At 69.9% G+C, this 10,645-nt stretch carries 10 protein-coding genes; 8 read left to right on the top strand and 2 right to left on the bottom strand.

Features of this window, described 5'->3' with window-relative positions; all coding sequences use genetic code 11:
* Window positions 1-914 (top strand): phospholipase D-like domain-containing protein (locus K2X24_RS12010; RefSeq protein WP_292498242.1); only part of this gene is annotated, 914 nt, incomplete at its 5' end.
* Here K2X24_RS12010 and K2X24_RS12005 read toward each other — a convergent pair.
* On the bottom strand, window positions 866-1,681 hold the full coding sequence (locus K2X24_RS12005) for an endonuclease/exonuclease/phosphatase family protein (RefSeq protein ID WP_292498240.1): 816 nt from the start codon (window positions 1,679-1,681) through the stop codon (window positions 866-868). The two genes, K2X24_RS12010 and K2X24_RS12005, sit on opposite strands and share 49 nt — an antisense overlap.
* Before the next feature lie 171 nt (window positions 1,682-1,852).
* Window positions 1,853-2,215: a hypothetical protein gene (locus K2X24_RS12000; protein WP_292498239.1), complete on the bottom strand. Its 363-nt coding sequence runs from the start codon at window positions 2,213-2,215 to the stop codon at window positions 1,853-1,855.
* On the opposite strand from K2X24_RS12000, the gene K2X24_RS11995 reads away from it, so the two are divergent.
* The 7 genes from K2X24_RS11995 to K2X24_RS11965 all read left to right on the top strand — a co-directional run bounded on the left by K2X24_RS11995 (window position 2,193) and on the right by K2X24_RS11965 (window position 10,481).
* The gene (locus K2X24_RS11995) at window positions 2,193-3,809 is read left to right on the top strand and encodes an ABC transporter substrate-binding protein (RefSeq protein ID WP_292498236.1); all 1,617 of its coding nucleotides are present in this window, start codon (window positions 2,193-2,195) and stop codon (window positions 3,807-3,809) included. The two genes, K2X24_RS12000 and K2X24_RS11995, sit on opposite strands and share 23 nt — an antisense overlap.
* A gap of 229 nt (window positions 3,810-4,038) precedes the next feature.
* Window positions 4,039-5,019, top strand: coding sequence for an ABC transporter permease (locus tag K2X24_RS11990; RefSeq protein ID WP_292498234.1), 981 nt, complete (start codon window positions 4,039-4,041; stop codon window positions 5,017-5,019).
* The gene (locus tag K2X24_RS11985; RefSeq protein ID WP_292498231.1) at window positions 5,016-5,978 is read left to right on the top strand and encodes an ABC transporter permease; all 963 of its coding nucleotides are present in this window, start codon (window positions 5,016-5,018) and stop codon (window positions 5,976-5,978) included. The genes K2X24_RS11990 and K2X24_RS11985 overlap by 4 nt, the downstream gene beginning before the upstream one ends.
* Window positions 5,979-6,002: 24 nt before the next feature.
* Window positions 6,003-6,986 (top strand): ABC transporter ATP-binding protein, encoded by a 984-nt coding sequence (locus K2X24_RS11980; protein ID WP_292498229.1) that lies wholly within the window; start codon window positions 6,003-6,005, stop codon window positions 6,984-6,986.
* An 11-nt stretch (window positions 6,987-6,997) separates the two neighbouring features.
* Entirely contained in the window at window positions 6,998-8,017 is a 1,020-nt protein-coding gene (locus K2X24_RS11975; RefSeq protein WP_292498244.1) for an ABC transporter ATP-binding protein, read from the top strand.
* A 39-nt stretch (window positions 8,018-8,056) separates the two neighbouring features.
* Window positions 8,057-9,553: an amidase gene (locus K2X24_RS11970; protein WP_292498226.1), complete on the top strand. Its 1,497-nt coding sequence runs from the start codon at window positions 8,057-8,059 to the stop codon at window positions 9,551-9,553.
* Between the two features lie 34 nt (window positions 9,554-9,587).
* The gene (locus K2X24_RS11965; protein ID WP_292498223.1) at window positions 9,588-10,481 is read left to right on the top strand and encodes a polysaccharide deacetylase family protein; all 894 of its coding nucleotides are present in this window, start codon (window positions 9,588-9,590) and stop codon (window positions 10,479-10,481) included.
* Window positions 10,482-10,645 lie beyond the last annotated feature (164 nt).

Here is a 10,645-nt window from a genome sequence, read left to right as displayed (position 1 = left end):
CTAACGAACCCCTCGCCCCGAGCGAGCGCCCTGCCCCGGGCGAGGTTTGGGCCTCCGATCCCTGGCCGGCCCATGTCACGCCCCTCCTGACCGACGTGCCGGTGGCCCTGGTCCGCACCATGCCGGCGCATGGCGGGCGCGAGGGCATCCGCGAGAATCAGGCGCTCTACGCGGCGGCGATCGCGAGCGCGCGCCGAACCATCTATCTGGAGAACCAGTACTTCACCGCGCCACTGATCGCCGAGGCCCTGGCGGCGCGCCTCGCCGAGCCGGACGGCCCCGAGATCGTGGTGGTCGTGGCCGAGCGCAGTCCGAACGGTTTCGACCGCCTGACCATGGACACCGCCCGCAGGGTCATGATCGCGCGCCTGCTCGCGGCGGACCGATACGGCCGTCTGCGCATCCTCGCGCCGCGGACACCGGGGGGGCGGACCATCCTGGTGCACTCGAAGGTCGCGATCTTCGACGACCGCCTGCTGCGGATCGGTTCGACCAATCTGAACAATCGGTCGCTGGGCTACGACAGCGAGTGCGACCTCGCGATCGAGGTCCCGCTAGGCGACGCCCACGATGCCGCGCGCATCGCCGTGGCGCGCCTGCGGGACGGCCTCGTGGCCCATCACGCCGGCTGCCCGCGCGAGCGCTTCGAGGAGGTGGTCCGCACGCGCGGATCCCTGCGTGCCGTGCTCGACGACCCGGCCCTGGTGGCGCCGCAACGGCTCTGCGCGGTTATCCCCTCGCGGCGTGGGCTCCTCGCCCGTCTCATCGCGGCCTGGCACCTCGGCGACCCCGTCGGCGTCGCCGACGCGTGGCGGCCCTGGCGCCGGCAGACGGAACTGCGGCGCCTGCGGGACGGCAAGCCGCATCAGGGTGTCAGTGCGGCCGAGCCGGAGGGCGAGCCGAGCGCCTCCTGAGCACTGCCCGTCACCGCCGGCAGGCCGATTTCGGCGAGAAGCGGCCGATGGTCGGAGGCGGTGCGCGCAAGCCCCTCGTGCAGGACCGAGACCCGGTCCACCGTGATGCCGGCGCCGACGAAGACGTGGTCGAGGCGCAGCACGGGACAATGGCTCGGGAAGGTGGCGTTCCCGCCGCGCTGGCAGGCGATCCTGCGGGCATCGGTGAGGGTGCGGGCCAGCTGCCGGTAGGCCCGCGACCACGGCGTGGCGTTCATGTCGCCCATCAGTACGACCGGCCCTCGAGCTGCGGCGCTCTCCAGCCAATCGGGTCCGAGCAGGGCGGCGACCTGCACGGAGCGCTCTGCGGCCCGCAGCCCGAGATGCGTGTTCAGAACCTGAAGCCGGTGGGCGCCGACCGAGACCTCGATCCAGAGGGCGCCGCGCGGCTCCAGGCCGGGCATACCCGGCAGGCCGCCGGCCTTGACGAGGTGTGAAGGACGGCGCGTCAGGATTGCGTCGCCGTAGCGCTCCGCTCCGACGCGCAGGGCCGGATGGAAATGGTCGTGCAGGCCGACGCGGTTCGCGAGGTCGCGGGCCTGATCGACGCCGCCCGTTCGGGCACGCCCGGCATCCACCTCCTGCAGGGCGACGATGTCGGGCCGGCAGGCATCGATGACGGCGGCGATGCGGTCGAGGGCGACGCGACCGTCCATGCCGCGGCCATGGCGGATGTTGTAGCTGAGAAGGCGGAGGGCGGGACCGGGCGCGCGGACCTGTGCGGTCACGCGGCGCGCTCGGCCGGACCGGCGCGATCCCGGTCGCGTGCGGTCCTCGGCTCCGGCCGGACCGGCGGGTCGCCAACCATCCGGACGCGACAAGACCGGATCGCCCCCGGCGGTTCGGCCGGGATCAAGGTTCTGAAGCGCTGAAGCGCGGACTCGAGATCCGACATTGACCTACCCCCGCTCGGAGAACACGCGACCACCGATCCGGTTTCCGGAAACGCGTCGGCCAGGAACACGCGTCTGGCGAACACGGGTCTGACGGATGCCGTTTCGACCGCGGTCGGCGGGCGTCTGTGCAGCGACGCGCGGGCGGGGGTTGACCAAAGTGTCGTCGCTGACTGATTTTTGGGCACGGGCCCGCGTGGCCGTGCCGCTTCCGCCGCGCGGGTCGTTGCACACGATGGAGGGTGCACAGCGTTCGCGGCCCGGTTCTGAGTTGGCCTGATCCATGCCAAGGTGCCCGCGCCACGCAAAGATCGCGGCCAGCACGCGCACAGCATGCACGAAGAGGATGGAAGCCTTGTTGAAGTCCACGGTCAAAGCGTTCGCGTCGGCGGCTGCCCTCGCCGGGTTTCTTGGGCTGTCCGCCACGAATCCGGCACAGGCCGCCAACGTCTTCCGCTTCGCCTTCCAGGGCGACATCAAGTCCCTCGACCCCTACTCCCTCAAGGAGAGCTTCACGATCGGCATGCACGGCGCGGTGTTCGACTCGCTCATCACGCGCGACAAGGACCTGAAGCTGGCGCCCATGCTGGCGGAATCCTGGGAGAATCCGGAGCCGACGCGCTGGCGCTTTCACCTGCGCAAGGGCGTGAAGTTCCACGACGGCTCGGACTTCACCGCCGACGACGTGATCTTCTCGGCCAACCGCGTCCGGGCGCCGGGTTCGAACTTCACCACCAACGTGCCGTCCGACGCCGAGTGGGTGAAGGTCGACGACCACACCGTCGACATGAAGCTCAAGAGCCCGAACCCGATTGCCCTGTACCAGTTCTCGACGTGGTACATCATGTCGAAGTCCTGGGCCGAGAAGAACGGCGCCGTCGCTCCCACCCTGCCGAGCGCGACCTCGACCAGCTACGCCGCCCTGCATGAGAACGGCACCGGGCCGTTCATCATCACCGAGCACCAGCCCGGCGTACGCACGGTGTTCAAGAAGAACCCCAATTACTGGGGCAAGGTGGAATCGAACCTCGACGAAGCGGTCTTCACCACCATCCAGAACGACGCCACCCGCGTCGCCGCCCTGATCTCCGGTGAGGTCGACTGGATCGACCCCGTGCCGCTGCAGGACGCGCAACGGGTGAATGCCAGTGGCACCGCCACGGTGATGGCCGGGCCGGAGTTGCGCACGATCTTCCTCGGCATGGACCAGTCCCGCGACGAGCTGAAGGACTCGAACGTCAAGGGGAAGAACCCGTTCAAGGACGTGCGCGTGCGCGAGGCCTTCTACCGGGCCATCGACGAGGAAACGATCGCCAAGCGCGTCATGCGCGGCCAGGCGGTGCCCTCGGCCCTGCTGATCGCGCCGGTGCTGTTCCCCCGCGCCTCCGAGTTTAAGCGCCCCGAATACGATCCGAAGCGCGCCAAGGCCCTGCTGACCGAGGCCGGTTACCCGGACGGCTTCTCCCTCGGCATGGACTGCCCGAACGACCGCTACGTTAACGACGAGGCGATCTGCCAGGCGGTGGTCTCGATGCTGGCCCGGGTCGGCGTGAAGGTGAACCTTAACGCGCAGCCCAAGGCGAAGTACTTCGCCAAGGTGTTGGCGCCCGCCTACGACACCTCGTTCTACCTCGTCGGCTGGACCCCCTCCTCCCAGGATTCGCACAACATCCTGTTCGAGATCGCCGGCTGCCGGAACGGCTCCAAGCCCGGCCGCGGCAACTGGAACCTCGGCAACTACTGCAACCCGAAGGTCGACGCGCTGGCCGATTCGGTCGAGGCCGAGAGCGACCAGACCAAGCGCAACGCCCAGATCAAGGAAGGCTTCGACACCATCCAGGCCGATTGGGGCTTCATCCCCCTGCACCAGCAGGCCCTCGCCTGGGGCGTGTCGAAGAAGGTCACCCTGGTCCAGCGGCCGGACAACATGCTCATGCTGTACTGGGTCTCGAAGCAGCCGTGACACCCATGACCGATCGGTGTCCGGGCGCGTCCCCCTCCCCCTTTTGGGGAGGGGCTAGGGGTGGATGTGGTTGGGTGAGCCGCGACCTGCGGAGGCCAGAGGCGCGACCCCCACGCCTGACCGCTCCCCTCAAGCTTGACGGATCTCGGGCAGGCCCGAGATCCGCCGGGGAGAGGAACGCGTTCGGGCGCGGGAGCGCGATCGGCCGCCGGCAACGAGGCATCCACCCATGATCGCCTTCATCCTCCAGCGCCTGCTTCAGTCCATCGCCGTGCTGTTCGCGGTGGGGCTCATCGCCTTCTCGATGTTCCGGTTCGCGGGCGACCCCGTGAACCAGATCGTGGGCGTCGACACGCCCTATGCCGAGCGCGTCGCCATCCGGAAGGATCTCGGCCTCGACGACGCGGTGGCGGTGCAGTTCCTGCGCTACGCCGGCAACGTGGCCCGGGGCGAGTTCGGCACCTCCTACCAGTTCCGCCAGCCGGTCTCGGCGCTGCTCGCCGAGCGCATGCCCGCCACCCTCGAGCTTGCCCTCTGCGCCACGCTCTTCGCCCTCACCGTGGGCATCCTGATGGGGGTCTACTGCGCCCTGCGGCGGGAGACCTGGCTCGCCAAGATCTTCCTCGCCATCTCGCTCGTCGGCATCAGCCTGCCGACCTTCCTCATCGGCATCCTCCTGATCTTCCTGTTCTCGGTGACGCTGGGCTGGCTGCCCTCCTTCGGGCGCGGCGATACCGTGCGGCTCGGCTGGTGGACGACGGGATTCCTGACGGGGTCCGGCCTGCGCGCGCTGATCCTGCCCTCCGTCACCCTCGGCCTGTTCCAGATGACCCTGATCATGCGGCTGGTGCGCGCCGAGATGCTGGAGGTGCTGCGCACCGACTACATCCGTTTCGCCCGCGCGCGGGGCCTCACCACCCGCTCGATCCATCTCGGCCATGCCCTGAAGAACACCCTGGTGCCGGTCATCACCATCGCGGGCCTGCAACTCGGCTCGGTCATCGCCTTCTCGATCATCACCGAGACGGTGTTCCAGTGGCCCGGCATGGGCCTGCTCTTCGTCCAGGCCGTGCAGAACGTCGATATCCCCATCATGGCGGCCTACCTGCTGCTGGTCGCCGCCATCTTCGTCGTCATCAACCTCGTGGTGGACGTGCTCTACACCATCGTCGATCCCCGCCTGCGCCTGTCCACGGGACGCGCCGCATGAGCGCTTCCGTGCAGGACGCTCCCCTCCTCCCGCCGGCGCCGGCCAAGCGCTCGACGCTCGCCCGCTTCCTCGATTCCGACGTCTATGCCAGCTTCCGCCGCTCGAAGCTGGCCATGGGCGCCTTCGCGGTGACGCTGGTCTTCGTGCTCCTGGCGCTGGCGGCCCCCTGGATCTCGCCCCAGAATCCCTACGACCCGGCACAGCTCGAGCTCATGAACTCGAACCTGCCGCCGCTCTGGTACGCCGACGGCGTCGCCCCCTTCACCCTCGGCACCGACGACCAGGGCCGCGACGTGCTCTCGGCGGTGTTCTACGGCCTCCGCCTGTCCCTGGTGGTCGGCCTCCTCGGCGTCCTCGTCTCGGGCACGCTCGGTATCCTGCTCGGGCTGCTGGCGGGCTATTTCGGCGGCTTCGTCGACACGCTGATCATGCGCGTCGCCGACGTGCAGCTGACCTTTCCGGCGATCCTGATCGCCCTGGTTGTGGACGGCGTCGCCAAGGCGGCGTTGGGGAGCCAGATGGACACGAACGCCGCCATCGGGCTCATCGTGCTCTCGATCGGGCTGTCGTTCTGGGTACAGTACGCACGCACCGTCCGCTCCTCCGTTCTGGTGGAGAAGAACAAGGATTACGTGCAGGCCGGGCGGCTCATCGGCCTGTCCTCCCCGGTCATCATGGTCCGGCACGTGCTGCCCAACGTCCTCGGGCCGGTCTTCGTCATCGCCACCATCAATCTCGCGCTCGCCATCATCACCGAGGCGACGCTCTCCTTCCTCGGCACCGGCCTGCCCGACTCGATGCCGTCCCTCGGCACCCTGATCCGCACCGGCAACCGCTTCCTGTTCTCCGGCGAGTGGTGGATCGTCGCCTTCCCGGGCCTGGCGCTGGCCGGTCTCGTCCTGGCGATCAACCTGCTGGGCGATTGGCTGCGCGACGCCCTGAACCCGAAACTCCAGTGATCGCGCCGGCATGACACAGCTGCCATGACAGAACCCGTCCTCTCGGTCCGCAACCTGCGCGTCGCCTTCGCGGGCCGGCGCGGCACCCTCACGGCCATCGACGACGTTTCGTTCGACATCGCCCGCGGCGAGATCCTCGGCGTCGTCGGCGAATCCGGGGCGGGCAAGTCCGTCACCGGTTCGGCCGTCATCGGTCTCATCGACCCGCCCGGCGCCATCGTCGGCGGTGAGATCCTGCTGAAGGGCACGCGTATCGACACCCTGTCGCCGGAGGCCATGCGGCGGATCCGGGGTCGGCGCATCGGCATGATCTTCCAGGACCCGCTCACCAGCCTGAACCCGCTCTACCGCGTCGGCCGGCAGATCGTGGAGACCGTCCGCACCCATACCGACCTGTCCGAGAAGGCGGCGCGCCAACGCGCCATCGACCTCCTGGCGGAGGTCGGCATCCCGGCGCCGGAGCGGCGGATCGACGGCTACCCGCACGAATTCTCCGGCGGCATGCGCCAGCGCGTGGTGATCGCCCTGGCGCTGGCCGCCGAGCCGGAACTCATCATCGCCGACGAGCCGACCACGGCCCTCGACGTCTCGGTCCAGGCCCAGATCATCGCGCTCCTGAAACGTCTCGGCACCGAGCGCGGGACCAGCGTGATGCTGGTGACCCACGACATGGGCGTGATCGCCGAGGCCGCCGACCGGGTGGCGGTGATGTATTCCGGGCGCATCGCCGAGATCGGCCCCGTGCGCGACGTGGTGCAGAACCCGCTCCACCCCTATGCGAAGGGCCTGATGGGGGCGATCCCGACGCTGGCCCAGGAGACGGACCGCCTCGCCCAGATCCCGGGATCGATGCCGCGCCTCTCCAACATCCCGCAGGGCTGTGCCTTCCACCCGCGCTGCCCCTCGGCCTTCGCCCGCTGTCTCGTCGAGCGGCCGGACCCGATCCCGGTCGGGGCGCACCGGGTCGCCTGCCACATCTACGACCGCTCGGAAGCCTCCGCCGCATGAACGCGCCCGTGATGCCGCCGCCCGCCCCGAGCGCCCGATCTTCGGAGGCGCCCTACGTGTCGATCGAAGGCCTGCGCCGTACCTTCGACGTGTCGCGCCCCTGGCTCGCGCGGGTCATCGAGCGCCAGCCGCGCCAGATTCTGCGGGCGGTGGACGGCGTCAGCTTCGAGATCCGGCGGGGCGAGACCTTCGCGCTCGTCGGCGAGTCGGGTTCGGGCAAGTCGACGGTCGCCCGCATGGTTGTGGGGCTGCTGCCGCCGAGCGGTGGCGACGTGCGCATCACCGGCGTTTCGATGACCGACCCGCGCGAGGCCGCCGCCCGCCGCCGCCTGCGCCGCCGCATCCAGATGGTCTTCCAGGATCCCTATGCGTCGATGAACCCGCGCTGGCGGGTCCGCCGGATCGTCGCCGAGCCGATCCGGGCCTTCAACCTGCTCCAGGGCGAGGCCGCCATCGGCCGCCGGGTCGGCGAACTGCTCGGCCTCGTCGGGCTGCATCCCGACGATGGGGTGAAATATCCGCACGAATTCTCCGGTGGCCAGCGCCAGCGCATCGCCATCGCGCGGGCGCTCGCCTCGGAGGCGGAGTTCCTGGTGGGCGACGAGCCGACCTCGGCCCTCGACGTCTCGGTCCAGGCCCAGATCCTCAACCTGATGCGCGACCTGCAGGACCGCCTCGGGCTGACCTACCTCTTCATCAGCCACAACCTCGCCGTCGTCCGCCACATGGCGAACCGAATCGGGGTGATGTATCTGGGGCGCGTGGTCGAGATCGCAGACGGACGGGAACTCTTCCGTGCTCCGAAACATCCCTACACGCGCATGCTGCTCGATGCGGTTCCGGATATCGGCCTCACCGGGCGCAAGCGCATCCCCGTCTCGGGCGAGATCCCGAACCCGATCAACCCACCCCCGGGTTGCGCCTTCAACCCGCGCTGCCCCTTCGCGAACGAGCGCTGCCGTACCGAGGTGCCCGCCCTGGTCGAGGGCGTGGCCTGCCACGCCTTCCAGGAGCGGCGACTGCCGGCCTGAGGGCGGGCGGCACGCGCGGACGCGTTCCAGAGCCAGAGCATGAGCACAGACCCATTGATCGCCGCGACCGAACACCCGGCGGCGAACGGGCTTTCGGCCGACGACATCCTCGGCCTCGGCGCCGTCGACCTCTCGGCCGCGATCCACGCCCGGCGCGTCTCCTGCGTCGAGGTCATGACCGTCTATCTCGATCAGATCGACCGGCTGAATCCGATCGTCAACGCCATCGTCGCCCTGCGCGACCGGGCCGACCTCCTGGCCGCGGCCGAGGAACGCGACGTGCAGGCGGCGCGCGGCGATTTCCTCGGGCCGCTGCACGGGTTTCCCCAGGCGGTGAAGGACATCGACGCGGTGAAGGGCCTGCCCTTCACGCAAGGGTCACCGATCTTCCGCGACCGCATCGCGGCGGCCGATTCCATCATGGTCAAGCGCCTGCGCAGGGCCGGCGCGATCTTCATCGGCCGGACCAACATGCCGGAATTCGGCCTCGGCTCGCAGACCTTCAATCCGGTCTACGGCGCCACCCGGAACGCCTACGATCCGAGCAAGACCTCCGGGGGCTCCAGCGGCGGCGCGGCGGTGGCGGTGGCCCTGCACATGCAGCCGGTGGCCGACGGCAGCGACCATGCCGGCTCCCTGCGCAACCCGCCCGCCTTCAACAACCTGTTCGGGCTGCGCACCGCCTACGGCCGCATCCCGATCGAGACGAAGGACGCGTTCACGGCCGGCCTCGGGGTCGCCGGAGCGATCGGCCGGTCGCCGGCCGATCTCGGCCTGATGCTCTCCGTCCAGGCCGGCTACGATGCGCGGGTGCCCTACTCGAACACGCAGGACCCCGGCATCTTCGCCGAGGACCTGAAGCGCGACTTCACCGGGGCCCGGATCGCCTGGTTCGACGATCTCGGCGGCTACCTGCCCTTCGAGCCGGGGGTACTCGACCTCGACCGCAGCGCGCTTCCCGCCTTCGAGGCCCTGGGCGCCAAGGTGGAATGGGACCGCCCGCGCTTCGACATGGGCAAGGTCTGGCGCGATTGGCTGACCCTGCGCGCCTGGATGACGGCCTCCAACCTGCGTCCGCTCTACGACGAGCCCGACTACCGGGCGCTGCTCAAGCCGGAGGCGGTCTGGGAGGTGGAGCGCGGCCTCGCCCTCTCGGCGGATCAGGTCACCGCGGCGCAGGAGGGGCGTACCGCCTGGTACGAGGCCGTGCGCCGCTTCCAGGAACGCTACGATTTCCTCCTCATGCCCTCGACCCAGGTGTTCCCCTTCGCCGTCGAGGAGCACTGGCCGAAGACCGTCGGCGGCCGGGCGATGGACACCTATCACCGCTGGATGGAGGTGACGATTCCGGTCACCATGAGCGGGCTGCCCGCCCTCAACGTGCCGGTCGGCTTCGACCCGGCCGGGCGTCCCTCCGGCATCCAGATCGTCGGCCCCAACAACGGCGAGCGCGCCTGCCTCCAGCTCGGCGCCGCCTACGACGCCGAGACCCGGTGGGTGACCCGGCGCCGGCCCGCGCTGCTCGACCCGTCCTGATCCCTCTCCGAGCCACTCGCCTCCGAGCCCCCCGATGACCGACACGTCCGCGCCGCATCACGGCCGCTACGCCTACAGCGCCCTGCCCGACCGGCCGGTCTACGATTGGCCCGGGGGCAAGCGTCTCGCGGTCTATCTCGGGCTCAACCTCGAGGGCTTCGATTTCGGCCGCGGCCTCGGCGCCGAGCTCGCGCCGGGCGGCCCGCAGCCGGACGTGCTGAACTACGCCTGGCGCGACTGGGGTAACCGGGTCGGCGCGTGGCGGATCAAGGACACCCTCGACGCCCTGCGGATGCCCGCGAGCGTTCTCGTCAACAGCCGGCTCTACGCCGATTGCCCCGGCCTGATCGAGGCGTTCCGGGCGCGCGGCGACGAGATCGTCGGGCACGGCCGCACCAACACCGAGCGCCAGGGCGACCGGGAAGAAGCCGAAGAGCGGGCGCTGATCGCCGAGGCCACCGCGATCCTGACCGCCCAGGAGGGGAAAGCCCCGAAGGGCTGGCTCGGCCCCTGGATCTCCCAGAGCCACCGGACGCCGGACCTGCTGGCGGAAGCGGGCTACACCTACCTCCTCGACTGGTGCCACGACGACCAGCCGACCTGGTTTGCCACCCGTAACGGCGGCCGCATCCTGTCGGTGCCCTATCCGCAGGAGCTGAACGACATCCCCGCCATCGTCGCCCGCAAGGAGACCGGGCAGCAATTCGCGGACGCCCTCGTCGAGGCCTTCGACGAGATGCTGGAGCAGTCGCGGACCGCACCGCTGGTCATGGGGATCGCCCTGCATCCCTACATCGTCGGCCAGCCGCATCGCCTGCGCCCCTTGCGCCGGGCCCTCGCCCACATCGCCGCGCGTCGCGACGAGATCTGGCTGACGACCGCCGGTGGCATCGCCGATTTCGTCGCGGAGAGCGGCACCGCCCTGTAGCGGGGTCGGTGGCGGCCGACCGTTCAGACATCGATCAGACTGGCTTGGGTAGACAGGCCGCTCGCGTCTCCGACGCCTGCCCCGAGCCCATCCATGCATGCCGACGCCTTCCTTGCCGCCGCCGAACGCCTGCCCGTCCGTGATCTCGACACGCTGACGGGCGG

It is taken from the genome of Methylobacterium sp. (assembly GCF_019750675.1).
Classification (GTDB): domain Bacteria; phylum Pseudomonadota; class Alphaproteobacteria; order Rhizobiales; family Beijerinckiaceae; genus Methylobacterium.
The sequence above is the reverse complement of the archived record's forward strand: the minus strand, read 5'-3'. Positions and strand labels throughout refer to the sequence as shown.

Excerpts from the sequence above, each read along its gene's own strand:
- K2X24_RS11995 (WP_292498236.1), top strand. The coding sequence starts at position 2,193 with ATGGAAGCCTTGTTGAAGTCCACGGTCAAAGCGTTCGCGTCGGCGGCT.
- K2X24_RS11990 (WP_292498234.1), top strand. The coding sequence starts at position 4,039 with ATGATCGCCTTCATCCTCCAGCGCCTGCTTCAGTCCATCGCCGTGCTG.
- K2X24_RS11985 (WP_292498231.1), top strand. The coding sequence starts at position 5,016 with ATGAGCGCTTCCGTGCAGGACGCTCCCCTCCTCCCGCCGGCGCCGGCC.
- K2X24_RS11980 (WP_292498229.1), top strand. The coding sequence starts at position 6,003 with ATGACAGAACCCGTCCTCTCGGTCCGCAACCTGCGCGTCGCCTTCGCG.
- K2X24_RS11975 (WP_292498244.1), top strand. The coding sequence starts at position 6,998 with ATGCCGCCGCCCGCCCCGAGCGCCCGATCTTCGGAGGCGCCCTACGTG.
- K2X24_RS11970 (WP_292498226.1), top strand. The coding sequence starts at position 8,057 with ATGAGCACAGACCCATTGATCGCCGCGACCGAACACCCGGCGGCGAAC.
- K2X24_RS11965 (WP_292498223.1), top strand. The coding sequence starts at position 9,588 with ATGACCGACACGTCCGCGCCGCATCACGGCCGCTACGCCTACAGCGCC.